The sequence below is a fragment of the Microcoleus asticus IPMA8 genome, from assembly GCF_013179805.1.
In the GTDB taxonomy this organism is placed as follows: Bacteria; Cyanobacteriota; Cyanobacteriia; order Cyanobacteriales; family Microcoleaceae; genus Microcoleus; species Microcoleus asticus.
Genome location: NZ_SRRZ01000028.1, coordinates 18,631 through 36,194, shown reverse-complemented (window position 1 = coordinate 36,194; position 17,564 = coordinate 18,631). Strand labels below are relative to the sequence as shown.

15 protein-coding genes and 1 pseudogene are annotated in these 17,564 nt (G+C 46.0%); 11 read left to right on the top strand and 5 right to left on the bottom strand.

What is annotated here, in order from left to right:
• The first annotated feature begins 109 nt into the window (after positions 1-109).
• Together E5S67_RS10015 and E5S67_RS10010 are read left to right on the top strand one after the other, a co-directional pair.
• Positions 110-829 carry a PHP domain-containing protein gene (locus E5S67_RS10015; RefSeq protein ID WP_172186888.1) on the top strand — a complete coding sequence of 240 codons (720 nt, stop codon included), beginning with the start codon at positions 110-112 and terminating at the stop codon, positions 827-829.
• Between the two features lie 5 nt (positions 830-834).
• Positions 835-1,257 carry a hypothetical protein gene (locus tag E5S67_RS10010; RefSeq protein WP_172186887.1) on the top strand — a complete coding sequence of 141 codons (423 nt, stop codon included), beginning with the start codon at positions 835-837 and terminating at the stop codon, positions 1,255-1,257.
• A gap of 128 nt (positions 1,258-1,385) precedes the next feature.
• On the opposite strand, the gene E5S67_RS10005 is transcribed toward E5S67_RS10010, so the two are convergent.
• From E5S67_RS10005 to E5S67_RS09995, 3 genes are all read right to left on the bottom strand, one after another.
• Positions 1,386-2,360 (bottom strand): HEAT repeat domain-containing protein, encoded by a 975-nt coding sequence (locus E5S67_RS10005; RefSeq protein ID WP_172186886.1) that lies wholly within the window; start codon positions 2,358-2,360, stop codon positions 1,386-1,388.
• A gap of 374 nt (positions 2,361-2,734) precedes the next feature.
• Positions 2,735-3,901, bottom strand: a complete 1,167-nt coding sequence (locus E5S67_RS10000) for a CO2 hydration protein (protein ID WP_172186885.1) — start codon at positions 3,899-3,901, stop codon at positions 2,735-2,737.
• A gap of 282 nt (positions 3,902-4,183) precedes the next feature.
• On the bottom strand, positions 4,184-5,695 hold the full coding sequence (locus E5S67_RS09995) for an NADH-quinone oxidoreductase subunit M (RefSeq protein ID WP_172186884.1): 1,512 nt from the start codon (positions 5,693-5,695) through the stop codon (positions 4,184-4,186).
• Between the two features lie 126 nt (positions 5,696-5,821).
• Here E5S67_RS09995 and E5S67_RS09990 point away from each other — a divergent pair, with 126 nt between their 5' ends.
• Together E5S67_RS09990 and E5S67_RS34695 are read left to right on the top strand one after the other, a co-directional pair.
• Positions 5,822-5,983, top strand: a complete 162-nt coding sequence (locus E5S67_RS09990; protein WP_246276711.1) for a hypothetical protein — start codon at positions 5,822-5,824, stop codon at positions 5,981-5,983.
• Between the two features lie 191 nt (positions 5,984-6,174).
• Positions 6,175-6,684: pseudogene (locus tag E5S67_RS34695) on the top strand (Uma2 family endonuclease).
• A 135-nt stretch (positions 6,685-6,819) separates the two neighbouring features.
• Here E5S67_RS34695 and E5S67_RS09980 read toward each other — a convergent pair.
• Complete coding sequence (locus E5S67_RS09980) at positions 6,820-8,694, bottom strand: NAD(P)H-quinone oxidoreductase subunit F (protein WP_172186883.1); 1,875 nt, start codon at positions 8,692-8,694, stop codon at positions 6,820-6,822.
• 626 nt (positions 8,695-9,320) lie between these two features.
• Between E5S67_RS09980 and E5S67_RS09975 the strand changes: the two genes are divergently transcribed.
• The 7 genes from E5S67_RS09975 (at position 9,321) to E5S67_RS09945 (ending at position 15,816) form a co-directional block, all read left to right on the top strand.
• Positions 9,321-9,632, top strand: a complete 312-nt coding sequence (locus tag E5S67_RS09975; protein ID WP_006635059.1) for a carbon dioxide-concentrating mechanism protein CcmK — start codon at positions 9,321-9,323, stop codon at positions 9,630-9,632.
• 96 nt (positions 9,633-9,728) lie between these two features.
• Entirely contained in the window at positions 9,729-10,070 is a 342-nt protein-coding gene (locus E5S67_RS09970; protein WP_006635058.1) for a carbon dioxide-concentrating mechanism protein CcmK, read from the top strand.
• A gap of 259 nt (positions 10,071-10,329) precedes the next feature.
• Entirely contained in the window at positions 10,330-10,635 is a 306-nt protein-coding gene (gene ccmL, locus E5S67_RS09965) for a beta-carboxysome shell vertex protein CcmL (RefSeq protein WP_172186882.1), read from the top strand.
• A 104-nt stretch (positions 10,636-10,739) separates the two neighbouring features.
• Positions 10,740-12,395, top strand: a complete 1,656-nt coding sequence (gene ccmM, locus E5S67_RS09960) for a beta-carboxysome scaffolding protein CcmM (protein ID WP_172186881.1) — start codon at positions 10,740-10,742, stop codon at positions 12,393-12,395.
• A gap of 289 nt (positions 12,396-12,684) precedes the next feature.
• Positions 12,685-13,350 (top strand): beta-carboxysome scaffolding protein CcmN, encoded by a 666-nt coding sequence (ccmN, locus tag E5S67_RS09955; RefSeq protein WP_172186880.1) that lies wholly within the window; start codon positions 12,685-12,687, stop codon positions 13,348-13,350.
• 205 nt (positions 13,351-13,555) lie between these two features.
• A complete protein-coding gene (ccmO, locus tag E5S67_RS09950; protein ID WP_172186879.1) occupies positions 13,556-14,329 on the top strand; it encodes a beta-carboxysome assembly protein CcmO in 774 nt (257 codons plus the stop codon).
• A 446-nt stretch (positions 14,330-14,775) separates the two neighbouring features.
• Positions 14,776-15,816: a tetratricopeptide repeat protein gene (locus E5S67_RS09945; RefSeq protein WP_172186878.1), complete on the top strand. Its 1,041-nt coding sequence runs from the start codon at positions 14,776-14,778 to the stop codon at positions 15,814-15,816.
• 391 nt (positions 15,817-16,207) lie between these two features.
• Here E5S67_RS09945 and hemL read toward each other — a convergent pair whose 3' ends face one another.
• Positions 16,208-17,506 (bottom strand): glutamate-1-semialdehyde 2,1-aminomutase, encoded by a 1,299-nt coding sequence (gene hemL / locus E5S67_RS09940; protein ID WP_172186877.1) that lies wholly within the window; start codon positions 17,504-17,506, stop codon positions 16,208-16,210.
• Between the last annotated feature and the right edge of the window lie 58 nt (positions 17,507-17,564).

The following is a 17,564-nucleotide window of genomic DNA, read 5'->3' as shown; positions in this document are numbered from 1 at the left end:
AACCCGCCGCCGCGCCACGGTAAATCGCTATTGCGACTATCGCGATCGGTGCAACATATCAATTTATTGGATATATTAAACAAGGCTAGTTTTTTTTATAGAAACCCTTATGACTGTCAATCTCGCTCCCTGCCACGATTCTAGTCTCAAACCTGAAGCCCAAAATATCTCAGCACTCAAACAAGTCTTGCAGACAATTGATGCCGATAGCTGTCCCGGTTCCTATAACTTCCATATGCACACAATTAACTCTGACGGGCGATCGCAGTCAGAAAAAGTGATGGAACAGGCGATCGCGATCGGTCTCAAAGGCTTAGCTATTACCGACCACCACAGCACCAAAGGCTACGAGCAAGCTCAAATTTGGTTGGATAATTGGAAATTAGACCATCCCAAGAACAACATCGCAGCACCAACTCTCTGGACGGGTGCTGAAATTAATGCCGAATTGCTCAACAACGACGTACACATTCTCGCTTACGCCTTCGATCCGCAACATCCCAGTCTCCAACCTTACTTGCGAGGTAAAGGTACGGAAGGCAGCCCTCATTATCCAGCAGCCAGGGTAATTGAAGCTATTCAAGAAGCAGGAGGTTTAGCAGTTCTAGCACATCCTTGCCGGTATCGATCGACGGCAGATAAACTAATCCCAGAAGCCGCTCGTTTAGGAATTGACGGCGTAGAAACCTACTATGCCTACGGTAATCCAAATCCTTGGAAACCGAGTCCCAAACAAACTGCTTTAGTCAAAGATTTAGCAGAAACTCACGGCTTGCTTGGAACTTGCGGAACCGACTCTCACGGCCTCAGTCTTTTAGTCCGAATCTAGATAGTTTGGAAATTAGAAATGGCGATTTATACGGACTGTGCGGGAATTGCGGCAAAGACATACAGATGTTTTTCGGTCAGTCTGTCTTTGACAAACAACTTGTTTGGCATCTATCTTATGACTGCCCTCACTGCGGCGAAGCAATCGAGTTAGATGATACCGGCACTCTACCTAACGAACTCAGAGAAGCGATTTTAGCGAAAGAAGGGACTTGGAACTTTACTGTTCTGGAAACAGAAGAACGCGCTACGCTAGCAGTAAAGATATTGCGCGCGGCTATGTCGCTGTCATTAGCTGAAGCTATGAAGCTAAAAAAGAAGATGCCCGGTGGTGTTTGCAGCGGAACTAAAGCTGAGGTCGATCGACTCAAACAGCTTTTAGATGCTGAAGGCTTGAAAGCTGAGATCGGCATAAATTATATAGCTTAAAAGGGAATTTCTTCCTCAATTGCAGGAAACCTGGCAACCAGTTTATCCCAGGCTTCATTTGCCGCTTGTTTTACCCTATAATCGCTATCCCGTAAAACATCAATCAGGGGTTCTACTGCTCTTAAATCTCAGATTTCTCCTAACGCCCAAACTGCCATCTCTCGAACTCGATTATTGCTATCTTTCAAAGGTTCGATCCAAGGGTCATTTGCTGGTTTAGATTTGACCTGACCTAGCGATCTTGCTGTCCAATATTGAGTCATCCAGCTATCGTTTTGTAAAGCCGAAATGAGAGATTCAACAGCCCCAGCATCGCCTAATTCTCCTAACATCTCGGCAGCGAATTCTTGAATACATAAATCATCGAAAGTCAAAACAGGTCTTTCTAAAGCCCGAATTAGGAGTTTTACAGTTCTTGGGTCTTTTAGCTCCCTTATATCGGCTGCTATATCTATAAATGATTGATAAGACGATAATTTTTGCAGTTTTTCCAGTAGTGAATCTACGATTTCTGAATTGTGTTTGCACCAAATTTGATGCGCTTTTTGATGATCTTTAGTTTGTGACCCTGTAAAATATTCATCTTTAGTTATGGAATAAGCCCCTGTTTCATAACACTCTGCTATCGTTGTTATCATGCTCGTGAGGTTGGTATATTTCTTGGTAATGTCATCAGCGTCTTTATGATAGGCGAAAATTACCTGACTGATTTCTTGACTGCCGTCAACTAATACATAACCTCCAACTTCTGGTATATAACAAAAAAATAGTTCCATCCAACTGGAACTATATATATTATTTCTCCACTGTTTATTAAAATTTAGCTTCGAGCGATATTGTTCTATAGCAGTTTCTAGAGGATAAAAACTAAAATACTCAAAAATGTAAGCAGCATTTGCTATACCTAGACTATCTTCCGAACCATTTTTCCATTTGTATAAATCGTAAAGTTCTTGTGGAAATTGAATCGACAAGTCTTTAACAAGTTCTTCAATTTCATTATTAGACAAGCCTGGTTGTAATAATGAAATAGCTTCCGGCTTGTGTTCTTCTAACCATTTTAAAATTCGATGTAAAGCTTGATTCAATGATGTCAAAGTCATTTGAACTCACCAAAAAGCAGCATTTTCACAAACAATTAAGGACTTACGTGCTCCAATGCTTAGAAACCGGGTTTTTTACCTGATCTGCTGGCTGGAACGCGTCTTTTTGGCAAAAAACCCGGTTTCTGGCCCCCGTGCGTCCAAGACTGCGATTGTAGTGCTCCTCGCTGTGGACTTTAGCTTTGAGCAAGGGGTTTAAACCCCTTGCGGACTGACGGGATACGTGAAAGATATCAGTTTATTCGATGTATTAAACAAAGCTAGTTTTTTGATAATAACCTCTATAACCCTTATTGTCAATACAAATTGCGGTGCGTGATTTCCGCATTCGCAAGTTGCGAGTCAAATATTTCTCGCTGTCACGCACCCTACAATTACCGTTCTGGGAACAACTGACAGGCCCGGTTAGTTGGCTGATTTGCCCAATCCAAGCGAGAATTCCCAAATCGATCCATCCAACCTTCCAAATAAGCCCGATTAGCCTTTCTTTCCTCATAATCCGATGTATTCATTGGATGAGGTGCTAAACCCAAAATAGTCGCCGTCGTCACGCAAAACATCGACTTTTGAAAACTCTGGCAAATTTGCACCCGCACATCGTCTTCACCCCGACAACTCGTGCGATAAACTTCGTGCAAATACTCCGGCAAATAATGCCGCATATCTTGCATCAATTGAGTTGGCGGAATCCCTGCACCTCCAATCGGTAAAGGGTCAGCAAACAAAGCTCCGTAGGCAAATTCTCTTTGTTCTTCCGGGATTTGATGCGCTTGAGCATTGTATGAAACTGTGCCAAAAAACGCAGTGCCCCGAAAGAAAACAGCCTCTACATAAGGCACGGCTACATCTGGTAAAAATGTCAAATTAGCCGTCGCTGGCAGTATATCGTAAACTTGAGGGCCAATCTTGACGCTGTAGGTAATAGGTAGGCTGGCGGCGGCGACTAAACCGGCTTTGACAAAATCAACTACATCAGAAATAGACTTAGTTTCCCCTCGATCGTAGGAATCAGATAAGTCCATAAACAAATCGCTCATTACCCGCCAAAACTGACCGAGACCGGTGTAGTAAGCCAGCATCCGCACTTGTTCCGGCAAAAAATCGGGAAATGCTTTGTGAAGTCCCTGCATGAAAAAATTGCCTTTTAATTTAGCTGCGATCGCCTTTTCGACCAAACTGCTAAATTCCGGAGAATCCAAATAACTGTCCAAACCCCCGCCGCCGTGCCAAAGCATTGTTCTCATGCAATACTCCGCATACTCAAAATTTATGCGATCGTGCCATAAATAGCGTATTAACTTCGGCAGAGTGACTTCCCCATTGAAATATTTAAAAAATGGGAAAAGCACTAAAAACTGTTCTTCAGCAATATAATTGAGATTGCGAGAATAGGCATCTAAAACAATACCATAACTTTTCAGAACGCCGACAACTTCTACTACATTTTCCGCCGATTCAGGCAGCAAAGCTTTGCCTGATTCTAAGACATCAATGTATGCGGCTAGGGGATGGACAGACGGTTTTAATACGGTACTTTTCATCTGGATTCAGCCTGAATTTAATAACTATTTTCTTACTGCTTATAGTTCTGGTATTATATCATTTTTGGCAATGTTGGCTACCTAAAAACACAAATATTTACTTTATTTTGATATAAAAATACCTAATCTCCTGGAGGCACTCTATATCGAAAAAAGCGGTTTTTTTCGGTTTCTGCGGGGTGCGTTTGTTTGTAGTGAGGAATGCAAGTCATTATACAATTCTGAGGACTGTCATACTCACTACAAACGAATTGGAGTGCGGTCGATCGACCGGACATCCTATCAGTCTAAGTTTTGAGAAACTTTAACTTGCGCGGGCCCAGGAGCTGCCATTGCGATCGCAGTTTTCTCGCTCAAAGCAACTAAAACTCCCGGCTGCACTCCCATGATTGCAATAATTATTGCTAAAACCAGCGAAGGAATGCGATCGTTCCAGCGGACTTGTGGCAAATTTACCACCAAATCCGAAAGGCGGCCGAAAAAGGCGCGGTTGACCATAATTAAAAAGTAAACTGAAGTTAAGCCAGTGCCGATCATGCAGAGGAAAGTTTGCACGGGAAACACTGGCAAACTGCCCCGAAATATCAAAAATTCAGCAATAAATCCAGCCAAACCCGGAATCCCCGCACTTGCCATCACGCCGAGGATCATTAAACTGCCAATCATCGGCAAACCGCGATCGGGATTGAACAAACCTTTTAGCACATCAATGTTGCGGGTGCCGGATTTTTTGTAAACAACGCCGACACTCAAAAATAGCAGCCCCGAAATTAAACCGTGGCTAACCATTTGCAAAACAGTTCCCAACATACTAATCGGAGTAGCTGCGGCGCTAGCTAACAAAATGTAGCCCATGTGAGCGATCGAACTGTAAGCTACAATTTTTTTCATATCTTTTTGGGCGATCGCGCAACTCGCCCCGTAAAGCACGCTTACCACAGCCCAACTCGCCAACCAAGGCGCCGCCACCGCCCACGCATCGGGAAACAAACCCAAACCAAAGCGCAGCATCCCGTAAGTTCCCAGCTTCAAAAGCACCCCCGCCAGCAGCACCGAAACCGGCGTGGAAGCTTCTACGTGAGCATCCGGCAGCCAAGTATGAAAAGGCACCAAAGGCATCTTAATCCCAAAAGCCAGCAACACCCCAGCCAGTAAAATCATTTGCCTTACCAAAGGTAAAGGCAATCCTCCTTGCAAATGCAATGCGCCCGCTCCACCAACCAAATCGAAACTAGAAGCACCGCTCAGCCAAACAGTTCCCAAGAAAGCAGCCAGCAGTACAATGCCGGAAAAAGCAGTATAGATTAAAAACTTAGTAGCAGCATAACCCCGGCGCTCGCCTCCCCAAATCGCAATTAACAAGTAAAGCGGAATCAATTCTATCTCAAAAAACAGGAAAAATAGCAGCAAATTTTGAGATAAAAAAGCCCCCGTTACGCCGCCGGTAATTAACAGAATCAAAGAATAATAAAATCTAGGTCTGCGGATCGACTCATCCGTAGCGTAAATTGCCACCCCTGTCAGCAGAGTATTTAAAATTACCAAAGGCAGAGACAAACCATCAACGCCGAGATTGTAATTCAATCCCAAAGCATCTATCCAAGGAATAAATTCCGAAAACTGCAACTGACTCGTACTGGGATCGAACTGAGTTGCCAAAATCACCGAGAGAATCAAAGTTATGCCCGCAATGGCGATCGCGGCATTCCGAACTATTTTAGAACTCACTGAACCGGGCCACAACCCAATCACGGTGGCAGCCAACATTGGTATCCAGATTAAAGCACTGAGCATCAATTAAAACTTTCCTTTACTACAGATTTTTAAACTATATTTAACATTAACGCAAAGCAACTAAATATAAAAGCGATCGGCTATTTTTTTTCTTAACATAGCTTCAGATGTATTTGGAACCGTCCCATGACCTCAAGTCTTACAGAAAGTCTCACAGATCGGGAAGATTTGCAAATTAAATCCGACTATCCTTCCACCCCCTTAACAGTTGCCGACTTGGAACAACTGGAAAGTATACTCTGCGAAGCACATCTAGACTACGAATTAGAACTCGTAGACCATTGGTAACAAGTTAAGCTAAGAAAGCATTTGTCAATCAGCAATTATGCTCAACCTTGACTCGGATTTTGGGCATAAAACTGAGATTTGGGCGATCGAGGAATCATGCCGAGGGTGATATTTATACCTACTCTCTCTCAAATCGTGAATTTTCCACTCCTAAGAAAGCAGTTTTTTTGAGTAATATTACTGATTGACAAATGCAATTAAGTCTTAACTTATCACCAATGCTCGTAGACGGAAAGATTATCATTATGGGCCCATCAGACATTGTATCGAGCGAAATAGGGGCAGAGTTAGTCAGACTTTTGGGCAACTGGGTCAAACCCCGCAAACTCGGACGAGTGTTTGAGTCTAGCGGCGGGTTTATCCTCCCCAATTCCGATCTGAGAGTTGCCGATGTTTCGTTTGTGGCTGCCGATCGCCTCAAACAAAGTAAAAGGTATTTTGCCGAACTCGTTCCCGACTTAGTTGTAGAAATCAAATCTCAGTCCGATCGCCTCAAACTCCTGCGATAAAAAATTCTATCATTCATCGAAAGCGAAGCCAAAGTCGGAATATTAATCGACCCGGACAAGCGCACAGTAACAATTTACACTCCGACAGCCGAGCCAGTTGTATTGAGAGATGGCGGCACGATTGCAATTCCCGATATTTTGCCCGGTTGGGAAGTTCCGGTTGCCGAATTGTGGTCGATAGAGTTCGAGTAAAACTCGATAAAAAAGCAGACAAACCCAGAAGAAAATCATCTGCGTTCATCTGCATTCATCTGCGGTTTAAAGTTGCATAAAATTAGATCGAAAGCAGACAAACCCAGAAGAAAATCATCTGCCGACCTCTACAGTTTAAAACTGCCAAATAATCAACCCCAGCAACACAGCAACCCCCGACGCAATAGTCAACACATAAAACTGGGACTGACCGGTGCCGCTGTACTTCAACCCTTCGCCGCTGAAAATTGTCGCCAAACCGAACAAATTCACCGCCCCGTCCACCAAATACCTGTCAGTCCAAGCACTGATTTTAGAAATAGAAGCCACAGCCCAAACGACAGTCAAGCGGTAAACTCGATCGATATAAAAATCGTAAGCAAACAAATCCTGCAAAACCGGAACAGGTAGCCGTACCGGTCGAGGTAACACCCCGTACCAATAAATCGCCACCCCAACCGCACAGCCAATCAACCCAGATAATACCAACAGCGGCGTATCCAGCGTCTTCAAAAGCAAATTTAAAGCATCAAAATCTCCCGTTTCCGACCAAGGCCCGCTCCAACTAATTAATAGTTGCCACTTCTGCAACATCCAAGGCACTAACAGCCCCATCACCGTCAAAATTACCATTGGCAAAGCCATCGGCCAACCAACTTCTGGAGCTCTGCGAGTTTTCGGCTGCGGTTGTCCGACAAACACTAAAGCGAAAATGCGAGTTAAATTTAGCGCCGTCAAACCATTAACCAAAAGCAACACAATTACTAGCCACAAAGGCACCGTCCAAAAACCGTTGAGCCAGCGGCGCATCGCCCAAAAGTTACCCAGAGGCAACAGCGCCACCATCCCCGCAGCGCCTACTAAATAAGCCGTAGTCGTGGCAGGCATCTTCGACCACAACCCACCCATTTCTGTTAAATCTTGAGTGTTAGTTGTGGTAATAATTGACCCTACGCTCATGAATAATAAGCCCTTGGCGATCGAGTGCGCGAACAGCAACAGCAAAGCAATGTCAACTTGATTTAGCCCCACGGCGATAAACACCAAACCCATAGAAGCGCTAGTAGAATGCGATAGTGCTCTTTTGATGTCGATTTGGGCGATCGCCACCAAGGAAGCGCCAACCGCAGTCACCGCACCCAAAACCACCAGCACCCCCTCTACGATCGGCGACAGCGCTAAAACAGGCTGAAGTTTAATCAAAACATAGGCCCCAGCGCCCACAACTACCGTATTCCGCATAATCGAAGCCGGGTTGGGCCCTTCCATCGCCTCGTCGAGCCACAAATGGAAGGGAAATTGAGCGCACTTGGCCGTAGGTGCGGAGATTAAAGCCAAACCTAAAAGAGTCGCCACTACGGGAGACAAAGTTGCAGTTTCTGCCCATTTTTCCAAATCGGAAAAATTCAAACTTCCCGCTAAAGTTGAAAGCGTCACTACTCCCATCAGCAGCGGCACGTCTCCTACACGCTTTGTTAAAAACGCATCTCTAGCGGCTGTTACTACTAGCGGTTGAGCGTACCAAAACCCTACTAGCAAGTAAGTTGAAAGCGTCAGCATTTCCAACAAAGCGTAAGTTATAAGCAGCGAGTCGCTAATGGCAATGCCGCTAATTGCCGCTTCAAAAAAACCCATCAGCCCAAAAAATCGAGCTAGCGCCCAGTCTTTTTCCATGTAGCCGAGAGCGTAAATTTGTGCTAGCAAACTCAGAACACTAACTAACTCCATTGCTCCGACGCTGACCGTGGAGATTTCTATTGCAAAAGACAAATCTAAATCTGCTGCTTGCACCCAGTGCACGAGCAACTGTTGGGGCGGTCGATCCCAAGTCGCTGTAAAAATAACTGATCCGTGCAGGAAAGCCAACACCGTCATCAGCAAATTGAAGTAAGCCGCCGGTCTGGGCCCTGTTCTGCGAACGGTTCCCGTAGACCACGGCAAAGTTAAAACTGCGCCTATTAAGCCATATAAAGGTACCCACCAACAGGCTTGGAGGAGAAATTGAGTCATTTAATCTATCCCTTAAACTTCAAATTACCGGCTGCGTTTATACACAAACAGTCGCGGGCGATCGTGTGATACCCTAAAACTTTAACTAAAGCCGATCGTATAGTTCTGGCAAAATAATTTGCACTCAACAAGATTAACTATACATTAAAGCATCAAAACAGAGAATTCTCTCAATACAAAATTACCGACTGAGCAGGCTCGGCACTCAAAGAAAAAAATGCCTGCCGAGCGGCCAAGACTGCCTTTTTTGCCGATTTCCCCGCGATCCCCCTTTTTGAAATCCCCAAGTTTCCCGGCAATGCTCAGCCCCGGCTTCACATACCGAACTCTACTTTATAAGTATTGTTACTTACTCTAATCCCCGATCTCTGTCGGCATCTACTCGTCTTTATATTAACTTTATTAAATAAATATTAAATTATTTGAAGTAACATAAAAAATTTTAATTTTTGTTATTAAACATTATGATGTTAGTTTATATTGTCAAGGTGGACAGCTTCCCCTATTCTTAAAGAATAGGAAGCTTTACACTGCATTACTAAATAATGTGGGCCTCCCCGTCCAAATTTTTAGATTTCTCAAAGATTTGTAACGGTAATTTCACTAATCCTCTAGGAGATTCAAAAATGTCAATTGCCGTGGGAATGATTGAGACAAAAGGTTTTCCCGCTGTTGTGGAAGCTGCCGATGCTATGGTCAAAGCTGCCCGCGTTACCCTCGTGGGCTATGAAAAAATCGGCAGCGCCCGCGTCACCGTAATTGTGCGCGGCAACGTGTCGGAAGTCCAAGCCTCAGTGGCCGCTGGAGTGGAATCCGTCAAGCGGGTGAACGGCGGAGAAGTCGTCTCTACCCACATTATCGCTCGCCCCCACGAAAACCTAGAATACGTTCTGCCCATTCGGTATACAGAAGCAGTAGAACAGTTCCGAGGCTACTAAGTTCTTTGCGCACAGAAATTTCGTTTGACGAAAATTAGTGCGATCGTCAAAAATTAACTGTTTAGTTCCCCAAATATTCAATCAGGAGTAAAACCAATGGCAATTGCAGTTGGCATGATCGAAACCTTAGGCTTCCCCGCAGTTGTAGAAGCTGCTGACGCGATGGTCAAAGCAGCCCGCGTCACCTTGGTAGGCTACGAAAAAATTGGTAGCGCTCGCGTTACAGTCATTGTCAGAGGAGATGTCTCGGAAGTGCAAGCTTCGGTCGCCGCTGGAGTAGAGTCAGTGAAGCGCGTTAACGGCGGACAAGTGATGTCCACCCACATTATCGCCCGCCCTCACGAAAACTTGGAGTACGTGCTGCCGATTCGCTACACCGAAGCTGTAGAACAGTTCCGCGAAGGCGTAAGCGGCATTCGCCCTCTCAACAGATCGTAAGATAGGCGATCGGCAAAGGGGCCTTAGGTAATTAAAAATTAAAAATTAAAAATCGCGATGTTTTTGATTTAGCATTTTTAATTTTTAATTGAGGAAGGCATGGGATATTGGTTATTAGTCATTAGTCATTAGTCATTCATTAGTTACTAGACGAAGAACTCTAAACGGCGGACAGCGGACTGAGTAAAGCTAATTAAAACAAAGACAAGTGACAGTGTAAAAATGACAGTTACCAATTACCTATTACCTATTACCTAAAATGCAAATGGCCAAAGTTCTCGGCACAGTTGTCAGTACCCAAAAAGAGCCGACACTCAGAGGATCGAAATTTCTACTGCTGCAATTCATCGATGAGGAAGGTTCCCCAGTTCCCGGATATGAGGTAGCCGCTGACTGTGTGGGTGCTGGTATCGATGAATGGGTTTTAGTGACCCGAGGCAGCGCAGCCCGGATAGCGCCCGGAAGCGAAAACCGTCCGATCGATGCTCTGGTAGTAGGCATTATAGATACTGTCAATGTAGAAAATCGCCTCATTTACAGTAAAAAAGACGACCCGTACCGCTAGTTGCAACCGTTAGCAGTTAGCAGTTAGTGGAAGAATAACTAACAACTAACAACTAACAACTAACAACTAACAAAAAGATTTTTCAGCTTAGGAGAACTTAATTTATGGCAGTCCGCAACGTTGCGGCTCCCCCGACGCCTTGGTCGAAAAACTTGGCTGAGCCCAAAATTCACGATACCGCCTTCGTACATTCCTTTTCTAACATTATTGGGGATGTGCATATCGGTTCTAATGTGATGATTGCCCCCGGGACATCTATCCGCGCCGATGAAGGCACTCCTTTTCATATCGGAGAAGGAAGCAACATTCAAGACGGAGTAGTGATTCACGGCCTAGAAAAAGGGCGAGTCACAGGAGACGACGACAAATCCTATTCTGTGTGGGTGGGGAAAAATACTTCCCTCACCCACATGAGTTTAATTCACGGCCCTGCCTACGTGGGCGACGACTGCTTTATCGGCTTTCGCTCTACGGTGTTCAATGCCAGAGTGGGCAACGGCTGCATTGTCATGATGCACGTACTAATTAAAGATGTGGAGATTCCCGAAGGTAAGTACGTACCTTCGGGAGCCATCATCACTAATCAGAAGCAAGCCGATCGCTTGCCTGACGTTCTAGATTCTGACGTTCAATTTGCGACCCATGTCATCGGCATCAATGACGCTCTGAGAACGGGTTATCGCTGCGCTGAGAACATCGCCTGTCTAGCACCAATTCGCAACGAACAAACTAAAAACCCAAATATGACTCAAACCAAATATTCTACCCATGCCGGCACCCAATTGAGTTCTTCTCTAGCCGATAGCATCCGCAATTTACTAGCTCAAGGATACAGCGTGGGAGCCGAACACGCCGACGTGCGACACTTCCGGACCGGTTCTTGGCGCACTTGCGGCCCGATTTCCTCAAAGCGCGACTCTGAAGTAATCGCGGCTCTGTCAGCTTGCATGGCTGAGCACCAAGGAGAATACGTCCGCTTGATCGGGATTGACACCAAAGCCAAGCGCCGCGTATTAGAAGAAATCGTCCAAAGACCGGGAGACAACGGCTCTAACGGTTCTAACGGTGCGAAAACTCACCAATCTAACGGTAAAGTTGCACAACAAGCTTCATACCACAATAGCGGTTCCGTGTCAAGCGGAAAATTGAGTGCCGAAACAGTGGCTCAGGTTCGCGGCTTGCTAGCTCAAGGCTACAAGGTGGGGACGGAACACGCCGACGCGCGCCGCTTCCGCACCAGTTCTTGGCAAAGCGGGCCTTCGCTACAAGTGAGAAACGAATCTGAGGCGATCGCCGCTTTGGAATCTGTGATGAACGAGTACCCGGGCGAGTACGTGCGCTTGATCGGGATTGACCCGAAAGCTAAGCGGCGCATAGTTGAAGAAATTATTCAGCGTCCCGACGGCCCAGTTGCTCAATCGGCTAAGCCGGGAGCAACATCTAAGTCGGCAGCAACATCGGGATACAAAGCAGCTTCGACTGGTTCGGCGAGCAGCGGAAGTTTGACCGGCAAGACGATCGACCAAATCCGCAACCTACTCTCCCAAGGCTACAAAATTGGCTCGGAACACGCCGACGCGCGCCGTTTCCGCACCGGTTCTTGGAGCAGTTGCGCGCCGATCGCATCCAACCGCGAATCCGAAGTGATTTCCGCCCTCGAAAGCTGTCTCAAAGAACACAGCGGCGAGTACGTCCGCTTGCTTGGCATCGACTCCAAGGCGAAGCGCCGGGTACTCGAAGAAATTATCCAACGACCTTAATTTGCCTGGTAATTAGCCTGTTTCTCCCGTTAAGCCCTCGCACAGGGGCAAACGGGAGAAACCCCAGCGGATTGAAGTTGGATTTGAGATAGTTATAAAGCTCGATTGAGAAATGTTGGTCAAAATCTAGAATCTTCTGAAAGTTTCTATAAAACGTTAAAGCATCAAGCTTCTCAGTATTAGTAAATAATCGTTTCTTAGATTGACATGGTTAAATTTATCAGTCGAAAAAACCCATAATTTAAAGTCCTTTTATCGAAAAAAATAGCTCCTTTCATGGTGAAGTCGAATGTATTTATCGCCACTGCAATTAAGTAGCAACTCTCAGATTTTGATGAGTGGCGATGTAGTTGTGAATGAGGGTGCGGCGATCGCCCCTGGAGCAATCCTGCAAGCAGATTTGGGCTGCCGGATCTCGATCGCCGCCGGTGCCTGTATCGGTATGGGAGTTATCCTTCACGCCCGTGAAGGTACTCTGGAAATCGAGGCGGGCGTTATTCTGGGTGCAGGGGCGCTGGTGGTAGGTGCGGGAACGATCGGGGCAAATGCCTGTATTGGGGCGGGGACGACACTGATCGATCCTTGTATCGACAAAATGCAAATTATACCAGCAGGTTCTCTAATCGGAGATACCAGCCGCCAAGCGACCGCAGAAGCAACCGCAGCAGCGCCAACATCACCAGAAACCCCCGAAGCCACTACGCCACCAGTCGATCGACCGATCGATCCGATCGATCCGCCACAACCCGCCCAAACACCGCCTCAAACTGCGCCGGAGACTGCCCCAGAGCCGCCGGAATCCACCGCCGCAGAGCCTCCGCAACCAGGGGAAACGCCAACTATTCTGTACGGTCAAGCTCACATCAATCGGCTGTTGGGGACGCTGTTTCCGCACCGGCAAGCTTTTAATCGATCGGACGAAAACGGTCAAACTTTATCGGGCGGTTCCGGGTAGCCGTCATTTCGGCAAAAGGCAGCTATGCTGAAGGCAGAAAGATCAAATATAAATAGGTAATCTCATATTATTGGTAGCTCAGCAATTTGTCAGACCTTGCCGCAGCAATCTGTGTCTTGTAGCTCGTGCAGTCGGTCTTCTCATCTGAGAAACTATAAACTATCAACAAATTTTTATTTTGGGAAGTTTCTAAAGGTAATAGAAGATGGACGGACAAATAGATCGTAACAGTCAGCAAGAGCGATCGCAGCGCCAGGAATACTTCAAAGACACTGCTTTGGGTTTGGTATCCACCAAGAGTTTTCCGGCAATTGTCGGGACTGCTGACATGATGCTGAAGTCGGCAGGGGTGATTCTGGTAGGATACGAAAAAATTGGTTCCGGTCACTGTACGGCGATCGTCCGGGGCAGAATTTCGGATGTGCGTTTGGCTGTGGAAGCTGGAGCTCAAACTGCCGAACAGTTCGGGCAGTTTGTTTCTAAGTTGGTGATTCCTAGACCTTTGGCTAATTTGGAAGTGGTTTTGCCGATCGGCTTTCGCCTGACTGAGCTTTCGGAAAGCGGCAATTATTCTCGGCTTAGCAATCAGGCGATCGGTTTGCTCGAAACCCGGGGATTTCCGGCAATGGTCGGCGCTTGCGATGCTATGCTCAAATCCGCAGACGTACACTTGGCAGCTTACGAGAAAATCGGCGCGGGTTTGTGCACGGCAATTATTCGCGGTGCAGTTGCAGATGTAGCAGTAGCCGTAGAAGCCGGGATGTACGAAGCTGAGCGAATTGGCGAGTTGAACGCGGTGATGGTCATTCCGAGGCCTTTGGAAGATTTGGAACAAACTTTACCGCTGGCGAGTTGCTGGATCGAGCAGCGTAAACCTGTGATGATGCCCGTGTCGGTTAAGGAAAAGGAACAAGAATTGATTGAACTTCCAGATTTGGAGAAATTGACTGTTTATGTGGAAGAAGAAATCAATCGGTAATTGGTAATTAGGCAACAAAATTTTGTAGAGAGGTGCTGCTGCAAATACTGAAACGAAGTTTCTCAAAAAAATATAAACTTTACTCGGTGGGAGTGGGTGCAACAATTTATACTGAGTAGCTGTCTCAAACTTAATTTGGCGATCGAGCCGATCGCAGCCGTATCAAGAGACACAGAACACCAACTAAAACTAGACTTTTAAGATCGAGTCGATCGCCTAAACAATGGAACTGACGAAGTAAATCCAGCCGAGGTGCAGACTCTTTCCACAGGATTTAACTGCTGTTAAAATGAACCTAAAATCCTGTTTCCCGTAGATAGCCTACAATCAATTTGAGGGTAATCTAATAATGGGTGGCAAAAAAAGAGAAGTTTAACAGTTGTTCAACTCAAAACTGGCAGCAAAGGAATCAACCCCCAGAATCAAGCACTCCTGAAAGTTGACCTATGAACCTCAAACAATTTTACAAACGCGGTTTGCACAGCGCCAAGAAAGGAAACTATGAAGCGGCGATCGACGATTTCGATCGCATCCTGCAACTCAATCCTGCCGATGCCAAAGCCTATAACAATCGCGGCTTAGTCTACTATTACATGAAAGACTACCAGAAAGCGATCGCAGACCTCAGCCAAGCGCTAGATATCAATCCTAATTTGTTCGAGGCTTATCTGAATCGAGGCAATGCTTGGCGCCATCTCGGAGAACACGAAAAAGCCATTGACGATCTCAACTGTGCTTTAGCAAGTAAGCCTGGAAACCACGCTATCTACAACAACCGAGGACTCGTACTTGCTAATTTAGGACATTACGAAGAAGCAATAGAAGACTACAATCGAGCTCTCTCTATCAATTCCCACAATTATAAAACCTATTACAACCGGGGGCGCGCTTACTACCTTTTGGGAGAAAAAGAGGCCGCAACGGAGAACTTTAACGAAACGCTGCGGTTGAATCCTAAATATATCAAAGCTTACATAAATCGCGGTCTCTGTTATCACCAATTAGGAGACAACACGCAGGCGATCGCCGATTACAACACTGCACTGGGGATCGACCCACAAAATGTTTATGCGTATTATAACAGAGGTTGCGTTCGCTATAAATTAAAACAAATGCAGCTTGCAATTGAAGACTTTGACAAAGCAGTGGAACTCGATCCGAACTATGTTAAAGCTTATCTCAACCGGGGCTTAGCGCTCTATAAACTCGGAGATGTGACGGCAGCAAATAAGGATTTTTACTTGGTAATGTGCATTAATGCTGAAGCTTATGTATACTACCAAGCCCAGCGTTGTACGCCTGATATTAATTCGTACTTCAAAGAAGCGCCGCAGGTGGAACTTAATAATGCTGTAGAATACTACAACACAACATTAAATACGATGTCAACTTCCTTAAGTTCGGCAGCATTAAATGCGGTCTGGAATCAAGAAGATTTGGAGAACAGAGACTCGATTATCTGTGAAGGTGAATTTATCAATAATTGAATTAGTCAGCAGTCAGCAGTCAGTAGCCATGAGGCTTATTGCATAAATTTTTGAGCGACCGGAAACCGCATATGCAACGCAAAGCCATCTTAAGATAGGAGAGCGAATGTATGGAATTTACGTCTCATGACTCAGCAGTCATTAGTCATTTTTCATTAAGTAGGTCATCGCAAAAAAACAATACCTCAGAAAGCCAGTTTCTTCGTATATTTTTCGTGAGTCGTGGCAAAATCTCGTAGAAATCAGCTTTCTAGCCCCCTGCGCAAGCCCCGAGAGGTTTTTAACGCGGATTGTGTACCAGTTAAAAATTAAAGTCCTTACTGCCAAAAAACAGCAAGGACTTCAATTATTTATTCCTGAGTTTTAAGGACGAATGTCCTTACTACACACGTTAAATACTCGCCATCACTTCACGCGCTGCAGCCAAAGTTCGATCGACATCTTCCTCAGTATGAGCCAAAGAAGTAAATCCAGCCTCAAACTGCGAAGGAGCAAGATAAATTCCGTGCTCCAACATTCCCCGGTGAAAGCGGCTGAACTTCGTCAAATCCGACTTTTTCGCATCATCGTAATTGTGAACCGGGCCAGCCGCAAAAAACAAGCCAAACATCCCGCTAATTTGCCCGCCACAAACCGCGTGTCCGGCTTCCTTTGCAATTTTTAGCAATCCGTCGGACAGTTTTTTCGTAATCTTATCTAACTGTTCGTAAGTACCGGGTTTTTGCAGCAATTCCAAAGTTTTAATCCCAGCAGTCATCGCCAAAGGATTACCCGAAAGCGTACCTGCTTGATACATCGACCCAGCAGGAGCAACCATCCCCATAATATCGCGCCGTCCGCCGTAAGCTCCCACCGGCAAACCGCCGCCGATAACTTTACCCAAAGTTGTCAAATCCGGGGTAACACCGAATTTTTCTTGGGCGCCGCCGTAGGCGATGCGGAAACCGGTCATTACTTCATCAAAAACTAACAAAGCACCGTTATCTTTGGTAATTTCCCGCAGTCCTTCGAGAAAACCTGCATCCGGGGTAATAAAACCGGCATTGCCCACAACTGGTTCGAGAATTACCCCTGCTATCTCGCCCGGATTTTCGGCAAATAAAGCTTTTACTGCTTCCAAGTCATTGTAGGGAGCGTTGAGAGTGTTGGCGGTAGCGGATTTCGGAACGCCCGGGGAGTCTGGAAGGCCCAGAGTTGCCACGCCGGAACCTGCTTTTACCAAGAACATATCGGCGTGTCCGTGATAGCAGCCTTCAAATTTAATCAGTTTATCGCGCCCGGTGAAAGCTCGCATCAGCCGCAAAACGGCCATACAGGCTTCGGTGCCAGAATTGACAAATCGCACCATTTCGATGCTGGGAACCGCATCGATGACCATTTCCGCGAGCACGTTTTCTAACAGCGACGGTGCGCCGAAACTCGTACCTTTTTCTAAAGATTCGTGAAGGGCTTTGATGACTTCTGGGTGGGCGTGGCCGCAGATAGCCGGGCCCCAAGTGCCTACGTAGTCGATGTATTGGTTTTCGTCAACATCCCAAATGTAAGCTCCTTTTACCCTGTCAAAGACGATGGGCTGTCCGCCTACAGATTTGAAGGCGCGGACGGGGGAACTGACGCCACCTGGCATCAACTTCTGGGCGGCGGCGAAAATTTCTTCTGATTTGGTCGTTTTCAAGGTTGTGGAAACCAATGTTTTCTCCTTAGTGAACGTCTGTTGTTGGTAGAATAATTTTATAGCCAGTTCAACA

Bases quoted from the DNA above. Each gene is read 5' to 3' on its own strand.
- E5S67_RS10005 (WP_172186886.1), bottom strand. From the start codon at position 2,360: ATGACTTTGACATCATTGAATCAAGCTTTACATCGAATTTTAAAATGG.
- E5S67_RS09945 (WP_172186878.1), top strand. From the start codon at position 14,776: ATGAACCTCAAACAATTTTACAAACGCGGTTTGCACAGCGCCAAGAAA.
- ccmM (WP_172186881.1), top strand. From the start codon at position 10,740: ATGGCAGTCCGCAACGTTGCGGCTCCCCCGACGCCTTGGTCGAAAAAC.
- E5S67_RS09995 (WP_172186884.1), bottom strand. From the start codon at position 5,695: ATGCTCAGTGCTTTAATCTGGATACCAATGTTGGCTGCCACCGTGATT.
- E5S67_RS09975 (WP_006635059.1), top strand. From the start codon at position 9,321: ATGTCAATTGCCGTGGGAATGATTGAGACAAAAGGTTTTCCCGCTGTT.
- ccmN (WP_172186880.1), top strand. From the start codon at position 12,685: ATGTATTTATCGCCACTGCAATTAAGTAGCAACTCTCAGATTTTGATG.
- ccmL (WP_172186882.1), top strand. From the start codon at position 10,330: ATGCAAATGGCCAAAGTTCTCGGCACAGTTGTCAGTACCCAAAAAGAG.
- E5S67_RS10015 (WP_172186888.1), top strand. From the start codon at position 110: ATGACTGTCAATCTCGCTCCCTGCCACGATTCTAGTCTCAAACCTGAA.
- ccmO (WP_172186879.1), top strand. From the start codon at position 13,556: ATGGACGGACAAATAGATCGTAACAGTCAGCAAGAGCGATCGCAGCGC.
- E5S67_RS09980 (WP_172186883.1), bottom strand. From the start codon at position 8,694: ATGACTCAATTTCTCCTCCAAGCCTGTTGGTGGGTACCTTTATATGGC.
- E5S67_RS09970 (WP_006635058.1), top strand. From the start codon at position 9,729: ATGGCAATTGCAGTTGGCATGATCGAAACCTTAGGCTTCCCCGCAGTT.
- E5S67_RS09990 (WP_246276711.1), top strand. From the start codon at position 5,822: ATGACCTCAAGTCTTACAGAAAGTCTCACAGATCGGGAAGATTTGCAA.
- E5S67_RS10000 (WP_172186885.1), bottom strand. From the start codon at position 3,901: ATGAAAAGTACCGTATTAAAACCGTCTGTCCATCCCCTAGCCGCATAC.